Raw genomic sequence first — 21,430 nt, 5'->3', positions numbered from 1 at the left:
TCGGTCCCGACGTGGCCTGCGCCGCCCCCACCAGGAAACCCGTCTCGGAATCAGGGGCGGAGGGGTCCGGGCGGCTCGGGGCCGCCCTGGACGGAGCGCCTGAGGAGAGACGCCGAGTGCCCGGTGCGGGTCCACCGACAGGCGGAGCCGCACCGGGCGGCGGTTCGACGGGAGCCGGTTCAGCGCGGGCGGCGGTTCGACGGGAGCCGGTTCAGCGCGGGCGGCGGTTCGACGGGAGCCGGTTCAGCGCGGGCGGCGGTTCGACGGGAGCCGGTTCAGCGCGGGCGGCGGTTCAGCGGGAGCCGCGGTGCTTCTTCTTCGCTGCCGGAGCGCAGGCGGCGGCCGGGATGTCGCCGGTGGACACGGCGGCCTCGAAGGCGGGGAGTCCGGCGAGGTCGAAGCGCGGCATGATCACCGGGATGTCGAGGTCGCGCAGCCGGGCGTTGGTGGGGTCGGTCGTCGTCATCGTCATCACAGGTCCGTCGGTATGTCGAGGTGGTAGGGGTGGTGCTCCTGGTAGTCGATCGCCAGTTGCAGGATGATCGCGTCGCCGCCGTACGGGGCGGCCATGTCGATGCCGACCGGGATACCGGTGTCCGTGTCGCGGCCCACCGGGAGGTTCAGGCAGGGCCAGCCCGTGGTGTTCGGGCGGCTGGACTCGACGCCCGAGAAGCCGCCGGTGCTGTCGTCGGCCCGGGCCGGCGGTGTCTGCACCTTCTGCGGCCAGAGGCAGGCGACGATGTCGTTCTCCTCGAAGACCTTCGCCCACATCTCGGAGTACTCCCGGCGCACCCGGTGGGCGCCGAAGAGGTCCGCGGCCGTCAGTGCGGCGGCCCGCTGCTGGAGCTGCTGCTTCTGGGTCTCCATGGTGCCGAGCGACGTGCGGAACCGGGTGCGCACGGCGCCCTCGATCGCCGCGTCCTCCTCCGCCGTCACGGCGTAGGTCCCGCCGAGCGTCCAGGCGTTCTCGGCGTTGGCGTACGCGCTGCTCGCCGAGACCTTCGCGCCGGTCACCGGGTCGACGGCCGCAGCAGCCCAGTAGGCGGTGTTGCCCAGGTTGGAGACGGGCGGGGTGATCGGGACGATCTCGGCGCCCAGCTCCTCGAACTGCGCGACGGCGGCCCGCAGTCGGGCGAGTATCCCCGCCGTCCACCGGTCGCGGGCCGGTGAGGTCTCGGTCTCCACCGTGGAGCCGATCCGCAGGCCGGCGAACGGCTTGCGGCCGGGGCGCGGCGCCAGCGGGAAGCCGTGGGGGAAGCCGGGTGCCTGCTCGGAGCGCGGATCGCGGGAGTCGGGACCGGCGATCACGCCGAGCAGCATCGACACGTCCGCCATCGACCGGCCCATCGGGCCGCAGGTGTCCAGGCTGGTGCTGGAGACGGTGACACCATGCTTGGGCACCAGGCCGTAACTGGGCTTGATGGAGCCGACTCCCACGTTCTGCGCGGGATTGCGCAGGGAGTTGCCGGTGTCCGAACCGGTCGCGACGACCGCGAGCCGGGACGCGATCGCGGCGGCCGAGCCGCCGGACGAGCCGCCGACGCAGAGGTCGCGGTTCCACGGGTTGGCGGTCTGCGGGCAGGTGTCGTCGTTGGTCCACGGGCCGGTGTGGGTGAGCCCCAGGATCGGCATGTGGGCCGCACGCAGTCGCTCGGCGACCACCGAGTCGCCGGTGGCGATGTTTCCGGCCGCCAGCGGGCAGCCGATGGTCAGTTCGGTGTCCTTGACCGCGTAGATGTCCTTCAGCGCCACCGGTACACCGCAGCCGAACGGCACGGGATCGCCGCCCTCGGCCGCCGCGTCCAGCGCCTTGTCGGCGGCCTTGGCGATGGTGAGGGCCAGCGCGGAGGTGGTGCGCACGTAGGCGTTGAGCTTGCCGTTGTCGCCGAAGACGGGGATGTCGGGGTTGCGTGAGGGCACCGAGAACATGCCGTCGCCGTTGAGGGCGTCGATCCGGGCCAGGAACGCCCGGGTCACCTGGATGCTGGTGACGTCCCGGGCCAGCAGCATCGCGGCCAGCTGGGTGCCGGTGAGGAAAGGGAGGGCGGTGCCCCGCTTCACCGCCGCCAGACCGGACTCGCGCTGGGTTTCCAGGTAGTCGCGGGTGGCATCGCCGAGCTGGTCGGTGGTGCGGGTCGCGGCGGCGGCCGAGCCGGGCAGCAGCGCGGGGAGGGAAGCCCCGAAGCCGGTGACGGCAGCGGCGGTCAGAAAGCGCCTGCGGGATGCGCCGGAAACGCTGGATGTGCCGGGTGTGCCGGATGTGCCGGATGTGCTGGATGTGCTGGATGTGCTGGATGTGCTGGATGTGCTGGATGTGCTGGATGTGCTGGATGTGCTGGATGTGCTGGATGTGCTGGATGCGCTCAAGGGTGGTCCTTCACGGGAGGGGCGCCGGAACACGTCCGGCGTCCCGTGATCAACGCGGATGTTCGGTAGGGAAACACCTGAATCGATCATTCGCATGAAGGTGTCGTGTCGCGGCCGTTTCGGGGTCTCAGGCCCTCAGCCCTTCAGGCCCTCCCTCAGCCCCTCAGGCCCCCCGCCCCGGCGTGCCGCCTTCCCGCCGCGCCCGGCGGCCCACGCGGTCACCGCCGTACCGCCTCCCCCGCCCCGTTCACATCCACGTTCACGTCCACGTCCACCGGCGGGTAGAACCGGCGGGCCCAGCGCCGGAACGGGCCGATCGGGCCGTCGCCGTGCGCCAGCTTCGGGGGCTGGAGGTACTGCTTGTGGTTCCAGATCGGGAAGTCCGCGGCGGTGAACTCGCAGCTCGACCGGAAGACCGCCCGGTCGAGCAGCCGGGCGGCGGTACGGCTCACGGTCCGGGCGAGCGGGGCGGGCAGCCGGGACGGCTCGGTGAAGGCGATGCGGTTGCGCTGCCGGAACTGCATCCGGTGCGGCCCGATGGCGGTCGGCAGCACCATCGTGCACATCCGCAGCCCGAGCCGGGGCGTGTACACGTCGGCATGGAGGCAGCCGAGGCCGTACCCGTCCACCTCGATCTCGACGACGAAGTCACCGAGGAGCGGCGCCGACTCGTGGGCGCGCATGGAGACGTGGAACCCGGCGTCCTCGTACACGACCGGGCCGCCCATCTCCGCCCGCTGCCAGCCGTGCAGGGTGGCGAAGTGGCCGAGGTCCACGGAGTTCTCGATGACCTCCTGGACGTTCCCGCCGAGCTCCCACGCGGCTTCCCGGGCCGGGCGGTGGCCGATCTCGTGCCACGGCGGAATGAACCAGTCGGGCTCCCGGCCGTCGTGGTGGCGCCAGACGAAGACGGCCCCGTTGACCTCATGCACGGGCAGCCGCGTCAACGGCGACCTCGGGGGCGGGGTGTCGTATCCCGTACGGACACAGGTGCCGTCGGGTCCGAAGGCGAACTGGTGGAAGGGGCAGACGAGTTCGTCGCCGTCGACGTGCGCCAGTCCGAGGTGTGCGCCGAGGTGGGGGCAGTACGGCCGGATGGCCCGTAACGCTCCCGAGCGGAGCCGGTACAGCACCACGTCCACCCCGGCGAGCGGTCGGGTCAGCACGGTGCCGGGCTTCAGTTCGGAGGAGAAGGCGAGCGCGGCCCAGCCGCTGGGGTAGGGGAGAGCGGGCGTGCCCGCGAGGTCGGCAGGGGTCGGTCCCTCAGTGATGGCACGGGTGTACGGACGAGGCAGTCCCACGAATTACCCTCTCGGGCCGAGGATCAGCGGTCGTCTGAAGGCTGCCCACCCCGCCCGGGGAACCCCATGCCGCCCGGAAGCCCACCCGAACGTGGTACATACATGCAGATATTGACACCGGGGCGGACGGGAACCCGGGGCTTCCGCGCGTCACCGGAGCCGCGTCGGACTCTCGCCGGCGCCCTCGTGTCCCTCGCATCACAAGAACGGCGCTTCCCTCGACACCCCGGTTCAGCTCGAATTTCCCAGGGGCAGAGTCGGACAGCCTTCGTGACACGCGGGAGGGGCGGCCCACCGCATCTCGGCGGACCACCCCTCTCATCAGCTGCCGGTGCACCGCACCGGGCAGGGCGACGCCTACGACCCCAGGATCGTCGTCAGGAACTCCCCGGTCCACGCCAGCAGTTCACGCCCCACGACCGGCTTCCCGCCGATGCGGCCCGCCGTCGGGCGCGGGACCAGGATCTGGTGGGTGGCGGCCTTGATGACGGTCTTCGGGTGGAGCCGCTTGAGCCGCAGTTCCTGCGACTCGCGGAGTTCCACCGGCGCGAAGCGGATGTTGGAGCCCTGGAGGACGATCTCGCCGACCCCGCAGGCGCGGGCGAGCATGCGCAGGCCGGCGACGAGGAGGAGGTTCTCGACGGGCTCGGGGAGCTTGCCGTAGCGGTCGGTGAGTTCCTCACGGACCGCTCGGACGTCCTCCTCCGAGTTGGCGGAGGCGATGGCGCGGTACGCCTGGAGGCGCAGCCGCTCGCCGGGCGCGTAGTCGTGGGGGACGTGGGCGTCGACCGGGAGCTCGATCTTGACCTCCAGCGGCGGCTCCTCCTCGATCGTGCCGTCCATCTGGGCCCGGTAGTCGGCGACGGCCTCGCCGACCATGCGGACGTACAGGTCGAAGCCGACGCCCGCGATGTGGCCGGACTGTTCGCCGCCGAGGAGGTTGCCCGCGCCGCGGATCTCCAGGTCCTTCATGGCGACGTACATGCCGGCGCCCATCTCGGTGTGCTGGGCGATGGTGGCGAGGCGCTCGTGGGCGGTCTCGGTGAGCGGCTTCTCCGGCGGGTAGAGGAAGTAGGCGTATCCGCGGTCACGGCCCCGGCCCACCCGGCCGCGCAGCTGGTGGAGTTGGGAGAGGCCGAAGTTGTCGCCGCGTTCGACGATGAGGGTGTTGGCGTTGGAGATGTCGATGCCGGACTCGACGATGGTCGTGGAGACGAGGACGTCGAACTTCTTCTCCCAGAAGTCCACCACCACCTGTTCCAGGGCCTGTTCGGACATCTGGCCGTGTGCTGTGGCGATGCGGGCCTCGGGGACGATCTCGCGCAGCCGGGCGGCGGCGCGGTCGATGGACTCCACCCGGTTGTGGATGTAGAACACCTGCCCCTCGCGCAGGAGTTCGCGGCGTACGGCGGCACCGATCTGCTTCTCCTCGTACGGTCCGACGAAGGTCAGTACGGGGTGCCGCTCCTCGGGCGGGGTCGTGATGGTGGACATCTCGCGGATGCCGGTCACGGCCATTTCGAGGGTACGGGGGATGGGGGTGGCGGACATGGTGAGGACGTCGACGTTGGCGCGGAGCTTCTTCAGCTGCTCCTTGTGCTCGACGCCGAAGCGCTGTTCCTCGTCGACGATGACCAGGCCGAGGTCCTTGAACTTGGTCTCGGAGGAGAACAGCCGGTGGGTGCCGATGACGAGGTCCACGGCACCGTCCTTCAGCCCGGCGAGGGTGGCCTTGGAGTCCGACTCGGACTGGAAGCGACTCAACGCCCGCACGTTGACCGGGAATTGCGAGTACCGCTCGGTGAATGTGCCGTAGTGCTGCTGGACGAGGAGAGTCGTGGGCACGAGCACGGCGACCTGCTTGCCGTCCTGTACGGCCTTGAAGGCGGCGCGTACCGCGATCTCCGTCTTGCCGTAGCCGACGTCGCCGCAGATCAGGCGGTCCATCGGGACCGTCTTCTCCATGTCCTCCTTGACCTCCGCGATGGTGGAGAGCTGGTCGGGCGTCTCCGCGTACGGGAAGGCGTCCTCCAGTTCGCGCTGCCAGGGGGTGTCGGGGCCGAAGGCGTGGCCGGGGGCGGCCATGCGTGCGCTGTAGAGCTTGATGAGGTCGCCGGCGATCTCCTTGACGGCCTTCTTGGCGCGCTGCTTGGTCTTCGTCCAGTCGGCGCCGCCGAGCCGGTGCAGGGTCGGGGCCTCGCCACCCACGTACTTGGTGACCTGTTCCAGCTGGTCGGTCGGGATGTAGAGCCGGTCGCCGGGCTGGCCGCGCTTGGCGGCGGCGTACTCGACGAGCAGGTACTCGCGGGTGGCGCCCTGCACGGTGCGCTGCACCATCTCGATGTACCGGCCGACGCCGTGCTGCTCGTGGACGATGTAGTCGCCCGCCTCCAGCGTCAGCGGGTCGATGGTCTTGCGGCGGCGGGCCGGCATCCGGCCGAGTTCCTTGGTGGCGGTGCGCTGGCCGGTGAGGTCGGTCTCGGTGAGCACCGCGAGCTTCAGCCCGGCGTCGATGAACCCGTGGTCGATGGCGCCGCAGGAGACGTGGACGAGGGACGGCGAGATCTCCGTCAGGTCGGGGTCGAGCCGGGCGGCGATGCCCTCGCCGCCGAGCACCTCGACGGTGCGCGAGGCGAGCCCCTGGCCCTCGGTGACGTAGACCGTGCGCCAGCCGTCGGCGATCCAGCCCTTGGTGTCGGCGAGCGCGCGTGCGGTGTCGCCCCGGTAGGCCTCCGGGGCGCGCATCCCGAGCTTGAGGGTGTCGTCGTCCAGCTCGTCGTCGGCGGCGAACGGGGAGGTGGACCACCACATCATGCCGAGCTCGCGGGCCCGGTCGCGTACGTCCGCGATGGACCAGAGGGACGCGGCGCCCACGTCGATCGGGGCGTCGCCGCCGCCCGCCGTGGCCGCCCAGGACGCCTGGAGGAACTCCTGGCTGGTGGCGACGAGGTCGGCGGCGCGGGTACGGACCCGCTCGGGGTCGCAGACCAGTGTCATCGCGCCCTCGGGCAGGACGTCGAGCAGCAGCTCCATGTCGTCCACGAGGACCGGCGCCAGGGACTCCATGCCCTCCACCGCGATACCCTCGGCGATCTTGCCCAGCAGCTCACCCAGCTCCGGGTGGGCCTCGGCGAGTACGGCGGCGCGCTCGCGGACCTCGTCGGTGAGGAGCAGCTCGCGGCAGGGCGCGGCCCACAGCCCGTGTTCGGCGACCTCCAGGGAGCGCTGGTCGGCGACCTTGAAGTACCGGATCTCCTCGACGTCGTCGCCCCAGAACTCCACCCGCAGGGGGTGTTCCTCGGTCGGCGGGAACACGTCGAGGATGCCGCCGCGCACCGCGAACTCGCCGCGTTTCTCGACCAGTTCGACCCGGGAGTACGCGGCTGCCGCGAGCGCTTCCACGATGTCGCCCAGATCGGCGCTCTGCCCGCTCCGCAGCGCTACGGGCTCCAGGTCGCCGAGGCCCTTGACCTGCGGCTGGAGTACGGAACGTACGGGCGCCACGACCACGCTCACCGGCCCCGTCTCCGGGTCGTCGGTGCGCGGGTGCGCCAGGCGCCGCAGCACGGCCAGGCGCCGCCCCACGGTGTCCGAGCGCGGCGAGAGCCGTTCGTGCGGCAGGGTCTCCCAGGACGGGAACTCCGCGACGGAGTCCGCGGGCAGCAGGGTGCGCAGCGCGGCGGCCAGGTCCTCGGCCTCGCGGCCGGTGGCGGTGACCGCGAGGACCGTCCGCCCCGCCCCCCGGGCCAGTGAGGCCACGGCGAAGGGGCGGGCGGCGGGCGGTCCCACCAGGTCCACGTGCATCCGGTGACCGTCGGTGGCGGCCTTCACCGCTTCGGAGAGCGCGGGATCGCGTGCGACGAGATCCAGCAGACCGTGCAGGCTCATGGAGGGCTTCCGTCCGGGGTGGCTTCGGGCTTCCCGGCAGCCGGCTGCTGCCAGGAGCTGCGCGCCGCGCCGTGAGGGGACGCAACGCGAAGGGCCCGACACGTGGAACGGGCCGGGGTCTCCACCCTACGACTCACGGGAGGTGGTCGCGTGCGGGACGGGGTGGCGGAGGGGTCCCAGGGGGCTCGCGAGGCCGGTGCGGGCGCCGGTACGGGCGGGGTGGCGCCTGCGGGGGGGGAGAGGCGGGTTCCGGGAGGGGGCTCCGGCCCGCTCCCGGCGGACTGCGTGCCGCTCCCGGCGGGTGCCGGCCCGCTGCTTGCGGGCTCCCCGGCGGCAGAAACTCCGTGCGGCCGGGCGCCGAGGTGCGCAGACTGACGCGATGAGCGCACCGGACTTCACCACGGATCTCCAGCAGTACGTGCAGGACGCACGCGACGCGTTCCTGTGGAAGCTGGAGGGCCTTTCGGAGTACGACATCCGCGGCCCCCGGACTCCGACCGGCACCAATCTGCTGGGGCTCGTGAAGCATGTGACCGGCGCCGAGGTGCTGTACCTCGGCGAGACCTTCGGCCGCCCCTTCGCGGGTGCGGCGCCCCGGCTGTGGATCGCCGGTGACGCCGAGCCCAACGCGGACCTCTGGGCGACCGCCGACGAGTCCCGCGAGGAGATCGTCGAGGGGTACCGCCGGGTGTGGGCCCATTCGGACGAGACGATCCGGTCCTTGCCCCTCGACACGGTCGGGCGCATACCCGGCGGGCCGCGCACCGGGCTGACGCTGCACCGGGCCCTCGTGCACGTGATCGCCGAGACCCACCGGCACGCCGGCCACGCCGATGTCGTACGGGAGCTCGTCGACGGGGCCGTGGGGCAGCGGCAGAAGGGCGGCAACATGGCGCCCGGCGACCAGGCGTGGTGGGAGGGGCACCGGGACCGGGTGGAGCGGGCGGCGAGGGAAGCGGAACGGGGCGTGTAGCGGCCGGCCGCCCCGCGACGCGCCGGGGCCCCGGGACGTTCGAAGGAACGTCCCGGGGCCCCGGGTCCCACTCGGCGCGGTGCTCGGCCGACCGTGGCGACGACCTCGGCGCGGTGCTCGGCCGACCGTGGCCATGACCTCGGCGCGGTGCTCAGCCGTCCGTGGCGATGGCCGCGAGGACGTTCATCCGGCCCGCCCGGAAGGCCGGTACGAGGGCCGCGAACAGGCCGACGAACGCGGAGGCGACGAAGACGGTGATGATCGTCGCCCAGGGGATCTCCAGTGCGTTCAGCCCTTCCAGCGCGAGGAGTTGCTGGGCGGAGGCACCCCATCCCATGCCGAGGCCGAGGCCGAGCAGGGCTCCGAAGAGGGCGATGACCACCGACTCCAGGCGGATCAGACGGCGCAGTTGCCGGCGGGAGAGCCCGATCGCCCGCAACAGGCCGATCTCGCGGGTGCGTTCGACGACGGAGAGGGCGAGGGTATTCACCACGCCGAGCACCGCCACGACGATGGCGAGGGCGAGCAGGCCGTAGACGATGTTGAGCAACTGGCCCACCTGGTCCTGGAGCTCCTTCTTGTAGTCGGCCTGGTTGCGGGGCTGGTAGACCGGGTACGGCGCGAGGGCCTTCTTCAGCGCCGCGTAGGCGGCCTTCTCCTGGCCGTCCTCGGCCTGTGCGAACATCAGCAGGCTGTCGGGGAGGTGGTCGGCGGCGATGTGCTTGGCGGCAGTGGCGCGGCTGACGTACTTCGCCCCACCGTCGATGCTGGTGTCGTCGGAGGTGATGGCGGCGACCGTCAGTTTCGCCGTGGCGCCCGCCTTGAAGGCCACGTCGAGGGTGTCGCCGACCGTGACGCCGTGCTCGGTGGCGTAGTCCGAGCCGACCGAGACGGCGTCCTCGGCGTAGGCGGCGGCGAGGTCCCCGGAGAGGACCTCGCGGTGGACGTCCTGCTGGTAGCTGGGGTCGGCGGCGACCAGGCCCTCGTCGTCCTTGCGGCCGTCGGGGGAGGTCAGGGTGGCGTTGAGGTAGGCGTAGTGGGTGACGTGCGCCAGGCCGGGGACGCCCTCGATGGCTTTGGCGGCCTGGGGCACGATCGGCTGGCCGTCGGCGGTCTGCACGATGAAGTCGGCGCCGACCGACTTGTCCAGCTCGTCGGAGACGGAGGCGACCATCGAAGCGCCGACGACCGAGAGGCAGGCGACCAGGGCGAGGCCGATCATCAGGGCCGCGCCGGTCGCTCCGGTGCGGCGCGGGTTGCGCAGGGCGTTGCGTTCGGCCATGCGGCCGACCGGGCCGAAGAACCGGAGCAGGGCCGCGCTGAGCACCCGTACGACGACTCCGGCGAGGAGCGGGCCGATCACGATGAACCCGAGGAGGCTGAGAACCACGCCGGCACCGAGCAGGAGCGATCCACCGCTCGATCCGTCGGCCTGTGCCGTGCCCCAGAGGGCGGCGGCGCCGGCGCCGGTGAGGATGACGCCGATGACGGCGCGGACGCGTCCGGCCCGGCCGTCGGCGGGGGTTCCGGCGTCCCGCAGCGCGGCCATCGGCGACACCTTCCCGGCGCGCCGGGCGGGTACGTACGCGGCGAGCACGGTGACGACGACGCCGAGCGTGAGGCCGACGACCGGGGTCGTCCAGGCGATCGTGAGGTCGTCGGTGGAGAGCTCCATGCCGATGGCGCCCATCAGCTGCATGAGTCCGACGGCGAGTCCGACGCCGGCCACGACGCCGAGGACGGAGCCGACGATGCCGAGGAGCAGGGCTTCGACCAGCACCGAACGGTTGACCTGGCGGCGGCTGGAGCCGATGGCGCGCATCAGACCGAGTTCACGGGTGCGCTGGGCGACCAGCATGGAGAAGGTGTTGACGATGAGGAAGATGCCGACGAGGAAGGCGATTCCGGCGAAGCCGAGCATCGCGTACTTCATCACGTCGAGGAAGGACCCCATGGAGTCCTTGCCGTCCTCGGCCGCTTCGGCCCGCGTCTTCAGGGTGTAGCGGGAGGTGTCGCCGAGCGAGGCCGCGACGTCGGCCTTCAGCTCCTCGTCGGTGACGCCGGATGCGGCGGTGACGTTGATCGTGCTGTACGCGTCGGGGCGGCCGAGCAGTTTCTGCTGGGCGGTCCCGGTGTCGAAGTAGGCGACCGCCGCGCCGGGGTTGGTGACGGTGAACTCGGCGATGCCGACGATCTCCGCCCGGAGGTCGCCGGCCGAGGTGATGGTGCGCAGCTCGTCGCCGAGCTTCAGACCGTGCTTGTCGGCGGTACCGGAGTCGATCATCATCTCGGTGGGCCCGCGCGGTGCGTGACCCGAGCTGATCCTCATCGAACGCAGCTCGTTGCGCGTCCAGTTGCCCGCGATGGTCGGGGCGCCGGTCTCCGGGCTGAGGTTCTTGTCGTGGCTGTCGACGATCGTCACCTGCATCGTCGTCACCTGGCCCTCGACGTCCTTGACGCCCTCGGCCTTCTCGACCTGCGCGAGGAGGGAGGCCGGCATCGTCTCCGGCTTGCCGGAGTCCGGTACGGCGTCGGATTCCTCGGCCGACTTGAGGCCGATCGACACGTCCGGCGCGGAGACGGTGAACAGCTTGTCGAACGTGGTGCCCATGGTGTCGGTGAAAACGAGGGTGCCGCAGATGAAAGCCACCGACAGCAGGACGGCGACGGCCGAGAGGGCCATCCGCCCCTTGTGCGCGAGGAAGTTGCGCAGCGAGGTCTTCCACACGGTCATGACGTCCGCCCGCGGGTGTCGAAGTTCTTCATGCGGTCGAGGACCTGGTCGGCCGTGGGATGGCGCATCTCGTCGACGATCGTGCCGTCCGCGAGGTAGAGGACCCGGTCCGCGTAGGAGGCGGCGACCGGGTCGTGGGTGACCATGACGATGGTCTGGCCGAGCTGGTCCACCGACGTGCGGAGGAAGGACAGCACCTCCGCGCCGGCCCGCGAGTCGAGGTTCCCGGTCGGCTCGTCGCCGAAGATGATCTCGGGGCGGGCGGCGAGGGCGCGGGCGACCGCGACACGCTGCTGCTGGCCGCCGGAGAGCTGGGTCGGCCGGTGCTTCAGCCGGTCGCCGAGACCCACGGTCTCCACGACCTGCCGGAGCCAGGCGGCGTCGGGCTTGCGGCCCGCGATGTCCATCGGCAGCGTGATGTTCTCCAGCGCGTTCAGCGTCGGCAGCAGGTTGAACGCCTGGAAGATGAACCCGATGCGGTCGCGGCGGAGTTGGGTGAGCTTCTTGTCCTTGAGGCCGGTGATCATCGTCTCGTGGAGGAAGATCTCCCCGGAGGTCACCGTGTCGAGCCCGGCCAGGCAGTGCATCAGCGTCGACTTGCCGGAGCCCGAGGGGCCCATGATGGCGGTGAACTCGCCGCGTGCGATGTCGACATCGACGTGGTCGAGGGCGACGACCCGGGTTTCGCCCGTGCCGTACGCCTTCACCACCTGGCGCGCCCGTGCTGCCACGGCGGTCCGTTCTCCGGCTCCCCCGTGCGTGGAATTGGTCACAGCCGTCGTCACGATTCTTCTCCTCCGAGGATGGGCGCAGTCCGCCCGCGAACGCGGTGAACCCCCCGTTCACCGCCACCGGCCGCACTCCGCGACCTGATGAATACGCTAGGGAATGACGTGCCCCGATCACGTCGTCCACGGGGAGGACCGCCCCCCTTGGGCGCTGGGGGGAGATCCCCCTAGGGGTCGGGCGCTCCGGGCCTCGTCCTGGAGGCGGTGGGGGTGGCCCCACCCCGGGGTGGGGACAGCACCAGGGCGTGTCGTCACCGTGCGGGTCGCCGCCGGGCCGTCGGCCGTCCCGGCCCGTGCGCCCGTGCGCGCCCTGCCTGCGTACCGCACGGAATGAGACAGTGGTCCCGGGCAGATACGTGCAGGGGGAAGGAATATCTGTGGATGCCACCAGCAGCGCGGACGGCGGTACGGACGCGGGCCGCGGCCCGGTCCCGGGGTCCGCCGCACCGCCGAATCCCCCCGTACCCAGGGCCGTTGTCGCGGCACTGATGGTGGCGATGGCGCTGGCCGCCGTCGACGGCACGATCGTCTCGACGGCGGTGCCGCAGATCGTCGGCGACCTCGGCGGGTTCGCGGTGTTCTCGTGGCTGTTCTCCGGCTACCTGCTGGCGGTGACCGTCACCCTGCCGGTGTACGGGAAGCTCTCCGACACCTTCGGCCGCAAGCCGGTCCTGGTGGCCGGAATCGTGCTGTTCGCGGTGGGGTCGCTGCTCTGCGCCTCGGCGTGGAACATGACGGCGCTGATCGCGTTCCGGGTCGTCCAGGGGCTGGGCGGCGGGGCGCTCCAGGGCACCGTGCAGACCATCGCGGCCGACCTCTTCCCGCTCAAGGAGCGCCCGAAGATCCAGGCCAGGATCTCCACGGTCTGGGCGACTTCGTCGGTGGCGGGACCCGCGATCGGCGGGCTGCTCGCCACCTACGCGGACTGGCGCTGGATCTTCCTGGTGAACCTGCCGGTCGGAGCGCTGGCGCTCTGGCTGGTGGTGCGCCACTTCCACGAGCCGTCCCGCCCGCGTCCCGCCGTACCGCCCCGGATCGACTGGGCGGGCGCAGTCGGCATCTTCGCCTCCACCGCGCTGCTGCTGACCGCCCTCGTTCAGGGCGGGGTCGCCTGGGACTGGCTCTCGGTCCCCTCGCTGGCCCTGTTCGGTGCGAGCGTGGTGCTCGCCGCCCTGACGGTCGCGGCGGAGCGGCGGGCCGCCGACCCGATCGTGCCGGGGTGGGTGTGGCGGCGGCGCCCGATCGCGGCGGTCAATCTGGCGCTGGGCGCGATGGGGCTGCTGATGGTGGCACCGACCGTGTTCCTCCCCACGTACGCCCAGTCCGTGCTGGGACTCGGGGCGATACCCGCCGGATTCGTGCTCTCGGTGATGACGCTGAGCTGGCCGACGACGGCAGCGCTGTCGAACCGGGTGTACGGGCGCATCGGTTTCCGCTTCACCGCGATGATCGGCATGGGCGGCGCACTGCTGGCGCTGCTCGCGTTCCCCGCGCTCCCCTATCCGGGGGCGGTGTGGCAGCCGGTGCTGATCATGCTGGTGCTCGGCGCCTCGCTCGGGCTCTTCCAGCTCCCGCTGATCGTGGGCGTGCAGTCGACGGTGGGCTGGTCCGAGCGCGGTACGACGACGGCCTCGGTCCTCTTCTGCCGCCAGCTCGGCCAGTCGCTGGGCGCCGCCCTCTTCGGCGCCGTCGCCAACGCGACCCTGGCGTCCCGGCTCGACGCCGCCTCCGCGGCGGGTCTCCCCGGGGACCTGGACTCCGTCTCGCACGCGCTGGAGGACCCGGGCGCACTGACCGTCCGCGCCGCCGACACCCTGCGCCGCGCGGTGGACGCGGCGGTCGACCACGTGTACCTGGGTGCGGCGGCGGCTGCGGCCCTGGCGCTGCTCGTCCTCCTCGTGGTGGCCCCGAAGCGCTTCCCGGTCGCCGAGGAGCCGGCGGGGACGGCAGGGGCAGCGGGGAAGGCGGGGACGACGGGGACGACGGGCGGGCGCTGACCCGACCGTTCCCCGGCTTCGGCTTCGGCTCCGGCTTCGGCTTCGGCTCCTACCCGATGATCCGCACAAGGGCGCCAACTGGCCTACTTGCAACCACAGTTCGGCCAATTTTTGCCAATCGCTGTCTCCCTGCGATCAACGTCGCCACGATGCCACCACCAGTCCCGTTCGCGTGCCTTGCAGTCCCCCTCGTACCGGCTCATGCAAGGAGCAGCATCACCCATGTCCCACGCGCACCACGAGCCCCGCGAGCCCCACGAACTACCCCCGCCACCGCCGCCGTTCCAGCGGGACTACCTGCTCCCGTGGCAGAGCTCACCGCCTCCGGCGTCCCCGGTGGCACGTATCCCCGTGACGGCCGGCTCCCGCTCGCAGGCGCCGGGGCGCCACCGCGACCTGCGGCGGCTGCGCACCTCGTACCGGGTGCTGCGCCAGGTCTCCACGGTCACCGCGCTCGGCTACTTCACGGTGTTCCTGCTGCTCTCCGCGTACGCCCCCGGGCTGATGGGCCGGCACGCCGGCTTCGGCGGGCTCACCCTCGGGCTGCTGTTCGCGCTGGTCCAACTTCCCATCGCGCTGCTCTCCCTGGTGCTGTACGAGCGCACCGCCCGCCGCACCGTCGACCCGCTCGCCGCCGAACTGCGCCAGCGCGCCCGGCACACCGACTCCCCTGTCCGGCCGAGCAGTTGGGGAGAAGGCCGATGACCGGCTTCGACGACTCCGCGCAGGCGATGTCCCTCGTGGTGTTCATCGCCGTCGCCACGATCGTGCTGCTGCTCTGCGTGCTGGCCGGTCCCGGCCGGGACAACCTGGAGGAGTTCTACACCGGGTACGGCAATCTCGCGCCGCTCCGCCACGGTCTTGCCATCGCCGGGGATTACCTCTCCGCCGCCACCGTCCTCAGCACCACCGGCATCATCGCGCTCACCGGGCACGACGGGCTGGTCCTGGTGCTGAGCACGGTCCTCTCGCTCGTGCTGCTGATGTTCCTGCTGGCCGAACCCCTGCGCAACGCGGGCCGGTTCACCCTGGGCGACGTACTCGCCCGCCGCTCCCCCGGCCGCGCCGTACGCATCACCGCCTGCACGGTCACACTCGTCGCCCTCGTACCGTTCATGGCGGTCCAACTGGCGGGCAGCGGCGACCTCCTGGCGTTCATCCTCGGGTTCGACAGCTCCGGGTTCCGCACCGGGGCGATCGCCGCCGTCGGCACCGTGATGATCAGCTACGCGGCGATCGGCGGGATGCGCTCCACCGCCCTGATCCAGATCATGAAGACCGTGACGCTCCTCGGGGCGGGGCTGCTCATCTCCGTACTGATCCTGGACCGCTTCCACTGGGACACCGGTGCCCTGCTCGCCGCCGCCCAGCGGCGCAGTGGGGCCGGGGACGCGTATCTGCGGGCGGGGCTCCAGTTCGGGGGCGACGACCTCGACATGATCAGCTCGGAGCTGACCGTGGTGCTCGGCGCAGCCTGCCTGCCGCACATCATCATGCGGATGGCGAGCGTCAACAGCGCGCGGGCGGTGCGCCGTTCGCTCTCCTGGGCGGTGTCGGCGGTGGTCCTCGTCTGCGTGTTCCTGACCGTGATCGGGTTCGGTGCCGCCGCACTCGTCGGCCACGGCGCGATCGCGGCGGGCGGCAACCAGGGCAGCAGCGCGATCCTCCAGGTGAGCAGCGTCGTCGCGGGCGGAGGCCGCACCGGGGCGCTGATCGCCACGACGATGACCACGGCGATCTTCCTGACCCTGCTCGCCTCGGTCGCCGGGATGACCCTGGCCTGCGCCAACTCCCTCGCCCACGACCTCTTCGCGCACGGTCTGCCCGGCAGGGACCGGCCGGCTCCCGCCCCGCGTACCGAGATCATGACCGCCCAGGGCGCGGCGATCGGCGTCGGCGTCCTCGCCACGGTGCTCGCGGTCGTCGCCCGCCACTGGAACGTGCAGGCGCTGGCGATCTTCTCGTTCTGCGTCGGTGCCTCGGCGCTGGCTCCGGCGCTCCTCTACAGCCTGTTCTGGCGGCGGTTCACCCGTACCGGGCTGCTCTGCACCCTGATCGTGGGCACCACCGGGGTGGTGGTCCTGATGTCCGGCACCAACCTGGTCTCCGGGACCCCGGGGGCGGTCTTCCCGGACGTGGACGCGAACTGGTTCCCGTACACGACGACCGGTCTGGTCTCCATCCCGATCGGCTTCCTCGCGGGCTGGCTGGGTACGGTCCTCGGCCGCCGTCCCGCAGCCGAGGAGCGCCGTCGCTACGAGCAGGTCGAGCCGTGGATCCTGGCCGGGGCGCCTCCGGCGACGCGGCGGTGAACCGCGCGCCGGGGGCTGCCGGGCCGGGGGCGGGGGGCGGGCCCGGAGCCGGGGGCGGGCGTCCGCGTCGGGGACGGGTTCGGCGTCAGCGTCGGGGTCGGGGTCGGGGACGGGGACGGGGACGGGTTCAGCGTCGGGGTCGGGGTCGGGGTCGGGGTCGGGGTCAGACGTTGTCGAAGTCGGGGAGGACGAGTGAGCCGTCCTCGGCGAGCGTGAACCCCGGGTTGTGCGCGACTTCCCAGGCGTGGCCCTCGGGGTCGGTGAAAACGCCCGCGTAGCCGCCGTAGAACGTCGTCGCGGCGGGGCGGGTGACGGTGGCACCGGCGCGCTCCGCCGTGGCCAGGAGCGCGTCGACCTCCTCGGGCGACCGGAGGTTCTGGGCGAGGGCGATCCCGCCGAAGCCGCCCGGACCACGGTCTTCGACGCCGCAGTCGGCCGCGAGCTTCGCACGGGACCACAGCACGACCGCGAGGCCGCCCGCCTGGTAGAAGACCGTGTCCTGGACCGTCTGTCCCTCCCAGCCCAGGGCCTCGTAGAAGGTCCGCGCACGCGCGAGATCGGTGACGCCCAAGGTGACGATACTGATGCGCTGTTCCATGGGCGTCACGCTATCGGAGCCCTGTCGTGGTCGGATCACTGTCAACTCGGCGCGTTGCCAGGCCTTTTCGTGGGGACGCCCACGGCCGCTCACGGCGTCCCGGGCAGCCGGACCGTGACGACGAGCCCGCCGGACGGGCGCGGGGCGAGACCGAGGGTCCCGTCGTGGGCGCGGACCACGCTCGCCACGAGGGCGAGCCCGAGGCCGACGCCCGCGTGTTCGTCGGTGCGTACGCGCTCCGTCCCGCGCCGGAAGGGTTCGGTGAGAGTCGGGACCAGCTCCGGGGGGAGCGGATCGCCCGTGTTCTCCACCCGCAGCACGCTCGTACCGTTCCGCGTCCCGGTGTGGACGGTGACGGTGCCGCCGGAGGGGAGGTTGTGGACGACGGCGTTCTGGACGAGGTTGGTCACCACCCGCAGCAGCAGCGTCGCGGAGCCGGAGACCTGGGCGGGCCTGCCGGTGGCGTCGAGCGTGATCCCGCGCTGTTCGGCGAGGGGGAGCAGTGTCTCGGCGGCCTCCTCGGCGAGGAGGGAGAGGTCGACGGACTCGCGGGCGAAGTCCTTGCGGTCGCCCCGGCTGAGCAGCAGGAGGGCCTCGGTGAGGTCGATGGCCCGGGTGTTGACGGTGTGGAGGCGCTCGACGAGTTCGCGCCGGTCCCCCATCGGGTCGGTGCGCGCGACGTCGAGCAGCGCCTTGGAGATGGCCAGCGGGGTACGCAGCTCGTGCGAGGCGTTCGCGGCGAACCGCTGCTCCTCGGCGACGTGGTTCTCCAGCCGTTCGAGCATGGTGTCGAAGGCTTCGGCGAGTTCGCGGAACTCGTCCTGCCTCCCCTCCATCGCGATCCGGTGGGAGAGCGACCCCCGCGCGGCGGTCCGGGCGGCTGCCGTGATCCGGGTGAGGGGTGCGAGCATCCGCCCGGCCAGGAACCATCCCCCTGCCAGGCCGAAGACGAGGAGGAGGGCGAGAGCCGAGGCGGCGGCGGGGACGAAGACGTGCAGGACGACCGAGCGGTTCGGGTTGATCCCGAGCAGGCCCCGGTCGTTGTCGGGGAGGTAGCGCAGCACGTACCCCCACACCACGGCCAGCAGGAGGGCACCCGCGAGGAGGATGAATCCGGCGTAGCTGAGGGTGAGTTTCAGCCGGGCGCTGAGCCCCTGCCGTCTACGCACGGGTCCCGCCGGAAGCGGGAGTGTCGGGGCCCGGGGCCTGTGCACGGGGCGCGATCCGGTAGCCGACGCCGGGCACGGTGGCGATGAGCCAGGGTTCGCCGAGACGCTTGCGCAGCGCGGACACGGTGATGCGGACGGCGTTGGTGAAGGGGTCGGCGTTCTCGTCCCAGGCCCGCCCCAGCAGCTCCTCGGCGCTGATGACACCACCCCCGGCGGCGACCAGGACTTCGAGCACGGCGAACTGCTTCCGGGTGAGGGCCACGTGGCGCCCGTCCCGGAAGACCTCCCGGCGGAAGGGGTCGAGCCGGAGTCCCGCGATCTCGCTGACCGGCGGCCGGGTGTACGCGCGACGCCGGTCGAGCGCCCGCAGCCGCAGGACCAGCTCCCGCAGCTCGAACGGTTTGGTGAGGTAGTCGTCGGCGCCGAGCCCGAACCCGGAGGCCTTGTCGTCGATCCGGTCCGCCGCGGTGAGCATGAGGATCGGCATGCCGCTGCCGGAGGCGACGATGCGCCGGGCGACCTCGTCGCCGGACGGGCCGGGGATGTCGCGGTCCAGGACGGCTAGGGCGTGTGTCGAAAGTGGCGCCGTTCGCCCGGAGGGCGGGTCCGGCGACGTCCGGTGCGTGCGATCGCAAGGCGGAGGGTCGCCCCGATACTGGATGTATCGGGGTGATCCCGACAACGCGGCGAGCGTGCGTGCCGGGCGCCGTCGGACAGGCGGGACTTTCGATACACGCCCTAGGTCGTAGGAGTTGACGCTCAGCAGTTCGAGGGCCGAGTCGCCGTCCCCGGCGATGTCGGCCGCGATCGCCTCCAGCCGGAGGCCGTCCCGGACGGCTTCGGCCAGGTAGGGCTCGTCCTCCACGATCAGCACACGCATGCCCCGAAGCCTACGAGCCGCCCCTCGGCGGACGTCGGCGGACGTCGGCGGACGTCGGCGGACGTCGGCGGCGCAGGTCGGACCGGAGTTACGGGGCCGGTCGGACCGGAGTTACGGGGCCGGTCGCAGAACTGCTGGTAGGACCGCTGCCGGGGCCGGTTGTCAGTGCCGTGTGGGAGGGTCGCTCGCGTGATCAGCATCGCCGTCCAACGGATGATCGGGGGCCCGGATGTCGGCCGAGGTTGAGTCCCCCGCGCCCGCCGGCGACGCCGCGCCCGCACGGGACGGCGATCAGCGTGCCCGGGAGGGCGAAGTTCCGCGCCTGCGGGACAGCGAGGAGGGCGCGCGGCACCGTCCGCCGCTCCCGCGCGCGTACCTGTGGTGGCTCGTCGGCATCCTGACCTCGCTCGTGGGCAACTCGGTCCTCTACTTCGCGCTCGGCTGGGCCGCCGGGGCGCACGGCGGCGGGGTCGCGGGCCTCGCCCTGAGCGCGATCACCCTTCCCCGTGTCCTGCTCCTCCTGGTCGGGGGCGCGGTGGGCGACCGGGTCAGCGCGCGCCGGGTGCTGATCACGGGCGACGCGGCCATGCTGGCCTTCACCCTCGTTCTGGCGGCCCTCGCCTTCCGTCTGGGTACTCCGCCGTGGCTGCTGGTGGCGACCGGCGTCGCGATCGGTGTCGTCGACGCCTTCTACCTGCCGGCCTCGGGGTCCATGCCGCGTCGGCTGGTGGACGAGGAGGAGCTGCCGAGGGCGTTGTCGCTGCGCCAGGTCGGCGGCCAGGTGGTCGCCATGGGCGGCGGGCCGCTGGGCGGCGCGCTCGTCGGGCTCGCCGGGCTCGCCGGTGCGGCTCTGGTCGACGCCGGTACGTTCGCCCTCACCCTGGTCGTCCTGCTGGCCGTCCGCCCGCGTCACCGGGGGCCGGCGCGCGCCCCGGGGCCCTCCGCCCACATCCTCAAGGAGGCCGTGGACGGTATACGGGTCGCCTTCGCCCATCCCGTGCTGCGCCCGGCTCTCTGCCTCACCGGGTTCGCGGCGGGGTTCCTGCTGCCCGTGCTGTCGCTGCTGCTGCCCCTGCTCGCGCGTGAGCGGGGGTGGGGCGCGTCGGGCGCGGGGCTGGTGATCGGTGCGCAGGGCGTGGGCATGGTGGTGATCACCCTGGCGGTGGTGAGACGCGGTCCGCTGGGACGGCCGGGTCTGGTGTCGGCGGGCGCGCTCGTGCTGGCCGGTGCGGGGGTGCTGGCGCTGGCCCTCGCGCCCGGCGCACCGGTGGCGGTGGTGGCCGGCCTGGTCATCGGGGCCGGTAACGGCCTGTTCTCCGCCCACATCGGGCCGCTGGTCCTGGCGTCGGCTCCGGAGAGCCATCTCTCCCGCGTGCAGGCGGTTCTCGTACTCGTACAGAGCCTGGCCCTGCTCCTCATGAACAACGTGTTCGGCACCGGGGTGGACCTCGCGGGTGCCGGGGCCGTACTGGTCACCGGTGCCGTCCTGCTGATCGGCGCGGGCCTCGCGGGCCTGGCCTCCGCGCCGCTCCGCAACGACCGCACGGGGCTGCCGGCCCGCTGAGTTCCTGCCCCGGTCAGGAGGTGCCGGTGCGTACGGTGCGACGGGCAGGACCGGTACGCCACCAGCGGCGCGACGCCAGCCCGGCGAGTACGGCTCCGACGGTGTTGACCAGTACGTCGTCCACGGAGGAGACCCGGTCCAGTCGCAGGACGTACTGCGCGGTCTCGACCAACACCGAGCAGCCCGCCCCGAGCGCCAGTACGCGCGGTACGGACGCCATCGCCGTGAACCGCACCGGGGCGAAGAACCCCAGCGACGCGAAGACCAGCAGGTTTCCGGTGATCCCGAGCACGCCCATGGTGGCGAGGTCCCGCAGCGGCACCAGGCTCATCCGGCCCGGGACCACTCCCGCCCCGGCGCCCGGCATCATCGTCAGCCACAGGAACGGCACCGTCCCGTGGACCATGCCCACCTCGGCCAGCGACCTCCGCCACGCCCCCGCGACCCCGGCGGCCTTCCGGCGCCACGCCAGGGCCCACGCCACCAGCACGGCGACCGGCAGCAGGACCGGCGTCATCAGCACCACACCGTTGAAGGTGTCGAAGCAGCCGTGCCACTTCCCGGCCACGCACCTCGACGCGGACATCAGCAGCATCCTCCGCAGCGCGAACGCGCCACCGGCCAGGATGACGGCCGCCCCGCAGAGGAGAACGATCCCGCCGGTACCGGGACGAGCGCGCCGGGGCGGGGCTGCGGGCGGTTCGGCGGGCGGGGCTGCGGGCAGTTCGGCGGGCGGCTCGGCGGGCGGCTCGGCGGGCGAGGCGGAAACGGATGCGGCGGACGCAGGGTGGGTCATGCTCCCAGGGAAGACGATCGTCCGTTGCCGGGGTGTATGCGGTTTTCGATACGCCCGCGATAC

Annotated in this window: 16 protein-coding genes; 6 read left to right on the top strand and 10 right to left on the bottom strand. The window is 72.2% G+C overall.

What is annotated here, in order from left to right; all coding sequences use genetic code 11:
• Positions 1-292 precede the first annotated feature (292 nt).
• Positions 293-472 (bottom strand): hypothetical protein, encoded by a 180-nt coding sequence (locus ACFZAX_RS08700; RefSeq protein WP_390960248.1) that lies wholly within the window; start codon positions 470-472, stop codon positions 293-295.
• On the bottom strand, positions 472-2,061 hold the full coding sequence (locus tag ACFZAX_RS08695; protein ID WP_390960247.1) for an amidase family protein: 1,590 nt from the start codon (positions 2,059-2,061) through the stop codon (positions 472-474). The genes ACFZAX_RS08700 and ACFZAX_RS08695 overlap by 1 nt, the downstream gene beginning before the upstream one ends.
• Positions 2,062-2,104: 43 nt before the next feature.
• Between ACFZAX_RS08695 and ACFZAX_RS08690 the strand changes: the two genes are divergently transcribed.
• Entirely contained in the window at positions 2,105-2,416 is a 312-nt protein-coding gene (locus ACFZAX_RS08690) for a hypothetical protein (RefSeq protein ID WP_390960246.1), read from the top strand.
• Between the two features lie 169 nt (positions 2,417-2,585).
• Here the strand turns inward: ACFZAX_RS08690 and ACFZAX_RS08685 are convergent, their stop codons facing one another.
• Both ACFZAX_RS08685 and mfd read right to left on the bottom strand, forming a co-directional pair.
• Positions 2,586-3,668: a Rieske 2Fe-2S domain-containing protein gene (locus ACFZAX_RS08685; protein WP_390960245.1), complete on the bottom strand. Its 1,083-nt coding sequence runs from the start codon at positions 3,666-3,668 to the stop codon at positions 2,586-2,588.
• A 357-nt stretch (positions 3,669-4,025) separates the two neighbouring features.
• Positions 4,026-7,556 carry a transcription-repair coupling factor gene (gene mfd / locus ACFZAX_RS08680; protein WP_390960244.1) on the bottom strand — a complete coding sequence of 1,177 codons (3,531 nt, stop codon included), beginning with the start codon at positions 7,554-7,556 and terminating at the stop codon, positions 4,026-4,028.
• A 379-nt stretch (positions 7,557-7,935) separates the two neighbouring features.
• Here mfd and ACFZAX_RS08675 point away from each other — a divergent pair, with 379 nt between their 5' ends.
• Positions 7,936-8,529, top strand: coding sequence for a DUF664 domain-containing protein (locus ACFZAX_RS08675; protein WP_390960243.1), 594 nt, complete (start codon positions 7,936-7,938; stop codon positions 8,527-8,529).
• A 151-nt stretch (positions 8,530-8,680) separates the two neighbouring features.
• Here ACFZAX_RS08675 and ACFZAX_RS08670 read toward each other — a convergent pair whose 3' ends face one another.
• Positions 8,681-11,263, bottom strand: a complete 2,583-nt coding sequence (locus tag ACFZAX_RS08670) for an FtsX-like permease family protein (RefSeq protein ID WP_390960242.1) — start codon at positions 11,261-11,263, stop codon at positions 8,681-8,683.
• On the bottom strand, positions 11,260-12,048 hold the full coding sequence (locus ACFZAX_RS08665) for an ATP-binding cassette domain-containing protein (protein ID WP_390960241.1): 789 nt from the start codon (positions 12,046-12,048) through the stop codon (positions 11,260-11,262). The genes ACFZAX_RS08670 and ACFZAX_RS08665 overlap by 4 nt, the downstream gene beginning before the upstream one ends.
• Before the next feature lie 380 nt (positions 12,049-12,428).
• Between ACFZAX_RS08665 and ACFZAX_RS08660 the strand changes: the two genes are divergently transcribed.
• The 3 genes from ACFZAX_RS08660 (at position 12,429) to ACFZAX_RS08650 (ending at position 16,360) form a co-directional block, all read left to right on the top strand.
• Positions 12,429-14,048, top strand: a complete 1,620-nt coding sequence (locus tag ACFZAX_RS08660) for an MFS transporter (RefSeq protein ID WP_390960240.1) — start codon at positions 12,429-12,431, stop codon at positions 14,046-14,048.
• Between the two features lie 222 nt (positions 14,049-14,270).
• On the top strand, positions 14,271-14,753 hold the full coding sequence (locus ACFZAX_RS08655; RefSeq protein ID WP_390960239.1) for a DUF485 domain-containing protein: 483 nt from the start codon (positions 14,271-14,273) through the stop codon (positions 14,751-14,753).
• On the top strand, positions 14,750-16,360 hold the full coding sequence (locus ACFZAX_RS08650; RefSeq protein WP_390960238.1) for a cation acetate symporter: 1,611 nt from the start codon (positions 14,750-14,752) through the stop codon (positions 16,358-16,360). The genes ACFZAX_RS08655 and ACFZAX_RS08650 overlap by 4 nt, the downstream gene beginning before the upstream one ends.
• Positions 16,361-16,523: 163 nt before the next feature.
• On the opposite strand, the gene ACFZAX_RS08645 is transcribed toward ACFZAX_RS08650, so the two are convergent.
• From ACFZAX_RS08645 to ACFZAX_RS08635, 3 genes are all read right to left on the bottom strand, one after another.
• Complete coding sequence (locus ACFZAX_RS08645; RefSeq protein WP_390960237.1) at positions 16,524-16,958, bottom strand: VOC family protein; 435 nt, start codon at positions 16,956-16,958, stop codon at positions 16,524-16,526.
• Between the two features lie 89 nt (positions 16,959-17,047).
• Entirely contained in the window at positions 17,048-18,127 is a 1,080-nt protein-coding gene (locus ACFZAX_RS08640) for an ATP-binding protein (RefSeq protein ID WP_390960236.1), read from the bottom strand.
• Complete coding sequence (locus tag ACFZAX_RS08635; protein WP_390960235.1) at positions 18,120-19,007, bottom strand: response regulator; 888 nt, start codon at positions 19,005-19,007, stop codon at positions 18,120-18,122. Before ACFZAX_RS08635 ends, ACFZAX_RS08640 begins: the two co-directional genes overlap by 8 nt.
• Positions 19,008-19,236: 229 nt before the next feature.
• Here ACFZAX_RS08635 and ACFZAX_RS08630 point away from each other — a divergent pair, with 229 nt between their 5' ends.
• On the top strand, positions 19,237-20,571 hold the full coding sequence (locus ACFZAX_RS08630; protein WP_390960234.1) for an MFS transporter: 1,335 nt from the start codon (positions 19,237-19,239) through the stop codon (positions 20,569-20,571).
• A gap of 13 nt (positions 20,572-20,584) precedes the next feature.
• Here ACFZAX_RS08630 and ACFZAX_RS08625 read toward each other — a convergent pair whose 3' ends face one another.
• Positions 20,585-21,367 carry a VanZ family protein gene (locus tag ACFZAX_RS08625; protein WP_390960233.1) on the bottom strand — a complete coding sequence of 261 codons (783 nt, stop codon included), beginning with the start codon at positions 21,365-21,367 and terminating at the stop codon, positions 20,585-20,587.
• Positions 21,368-21,430: the final 63 nt, after the last annotated feature.

It is taken from the genome of Streptomyces sp. NPDC008125 (assembly GCF_042957125.1).
Lineage (GTDB): Bacteria > Actinomycetota > Actinomycetes > Streptomycetales > Streptomycetaceae > Streptomyces.
The sequence above is the reverse complement of the archived record's forward strand: the minus strand, read 5'-3'. Positions and strand labels throughout refer to the sequence as shown.

Bases quoted from the DNA above. Each gene is read 5' to 3' on its own strand.
- ACFZAX_RS08670 (WP_390960242.1), bottom strand. From the start codon at position 11,263: ATGACCGTGTGGAAGACCTCGCTGCGCAACTTCCTCGCGCACAAGGGG.
- ACFZAX_RS08645 (WP_390960237.1), bottom strand. From the start codon at position 16,958: ATGGAACAGCGCATCAGTATCGTCACCTTGGGCGTCACCGATCTCGCG.
- ACFZAX_RS08655 (WP_390960239.1), top strand. From the start codon at position 14,271: ATGTCCCACGCGCACCACGAGCCCCGCGAGCCCCACGAACTACCCCCG.
- ACFZAX_RS08630 (WP_390960234.1), top strand. From the start codon at position 19,237: ATGTCGGCCGAGGTTGAGTCCCCCGCGCCCGCCGGCGACGCCGCGCCC.
- ACFZAX_RS08635 (WP_390960235.1), bottom strand. From the start codon at position 19,007: ATGCGTGTGCTGATCGTGGAGGACGAGCCCTACCTGGCCGAAGCCGTC.
- mfd (WP_390960244.1), bottom strand. From the start codon at position 7,556: ATGAGCCTGCACGGTCTGCTGGATCTCGTCGCACGCGATCCCGCGCTC.
- ACFZAX_RS08700 (WP_390960248.1), bottom strand. From the start codon at position 472: ATGACGATGACGACGACCGACCCCACCAACGCCCGGCTGCGCGACCTC.
- ACFZAX_RS08675 (WP_390960243.1), top strand. From the start codon at position 7,936: ATGAGCGCACCGGACTTCACCACGGATCTCCAGCAGTACGTGCAGGAC.
- ACFZAX_RS08650 (WP_390960238.1), top strand. From the start codon at position 14,750: ATGACCGGCTTCGACGACTCCGCGCAGGCGATGTCCCTCGTGGTGTTC.
- ACFZAX_RS08625 (WP_390960233.1), bottom strand. From the start codon at position 21,367: ATGACCCACCCTGCGTCCGCCGCATCCGTTTCCGCCTCGCCCGCCGAG.